This is a genomic window from Peterkaempfera griseoplana, assembly GCF_001418575.1.
In the GTDB taxonomy this organism is placed as follows: Bacteria; Actinomycetota; Actinomycetes; order Streptomycetales; family Streptomycetaceae; genus Peterkaempfera; species Peterkaempfera griseoplana.
This window is the reverse complement of the sequence record NZ_LIQR01000065.1, coordinates 1-1,131: the sequence shown is the minus strand read 5'-3', so window position 1 is coordinate 1,131 and position 1,131 is coordinate 1. Positions and strand designations below refer to the sequence as shown.

The window sequence follows — 1,131 nt, the reverse complement described above, 5'->3', positions numbered from 1 at the left end:
CACCGTCCCGAACACCACATCGTCCCGGCCACTCACCGCCGCCAACGCCCGCGCCCACGCCACATGCAGCACCGTCGCCGGACTCGCACCCAACCGCCGCGACACCTCACGCAGCCGTCCCACCAGCTCCGGGGTGAAGGGCAGCACCTCGCGGACGACGGCTGCGCCGTCCCCGCGGACGTCCTCCAGGCCGTAGGGGGCGGTGGGCTCGTCCACGTCCCCCAGCAGCTCCGCGAAGAACCGCTCGTGCTCCGAACGCTCCACCCCACCGCGTGCCTGCGCCACGAAGTCCCGGAACGGCAACGGCTCCGCAAGCTCACCACCACGACCGGACAGGAACGCCTGCACCTCGCCGATCAGCACCTCCAGCGCCGTGTGGTCCTGAACCATGTGGTGGACGCGCACCAGCGCGAGCCAGCGGCCGTCCTCCAGGGCCGCCGTGTGCAGCCCGATCAGCGGGGCGCGGCCCAGGTCCATCGACAGGCCACCGGCCGCCAGCAGGTCAGCCACCGCGTCGGCCGAGTGCGGGGCCAGCGTGACCTCCTCGACCGGGAGCTCCGCCCGCCGCCAGACCACCTGCACCGGCTCCCGCAGCCCCTCCCACACGATGGCCGTGCGGTAGATGTCGTGGCGGTCGACCACCCGCTGCAGTGCGTCCACGAAGGCATCCAGGCGTGCCCTGTCGTCGAACTCCACCACGCGCGGCATCACATAGGCGTCCTCGCCGCCCTCCGACAGCAGATGGTGGAAGAGCAACCCCTCCTGCAACGGCGCCAGCGGATAGACATCCGCCACATTCGCCGCACCACCCTCCACCGACGCCACCACCCGCGCGATCTCCGCAGGCGACAGATCCACCAACGGCAACATCTCCGGAGTGATCTCCCGAGCACCCGCCGGAATCGCCTTCGCCGGCACCACCACCTGCTCCGCACCCGCCACCACCGCCAACCCCGCAGGCGTCGGCGTCTGGAACAACGCCCGCACCGACACCGACACACCCCGACCCCTCAACACCTCCACCAACCGCACCGCCAACAACGAATGCCCACCCAACGCGAAGAAATCGTCATCCACCCCCACCGACGACAACCCCAACACCTCAGCACACGCCCCACAGATCACCTCCTC

1 protein-coding gene and 1 pseudogene are annotated in these 1,131 nt (G+C 70.6%); both read right to left on the bottom strand.

Annotated features, from left to right (window positions below; translation table 11 throughout):
• On the bottom strand, positions 1-858 hold an 858-nt coding region (locus AOK09_RS05375), incomplete at its 3' end, for a condensation domain-containing protein (RefSeq protein WP_245687127.1).
• A gap of 147 nt (positions 859-1,005) precedes the next feature.
• A pseudogene (locus tag AOK09_RS43570) lies at positions 1,006-1,077 on the bottom strand (phosphopantetheine-binding protein); the annotation flags it as partial.
• Positions 1,078-1,131 lie beyond the last annotated feature (54 nt).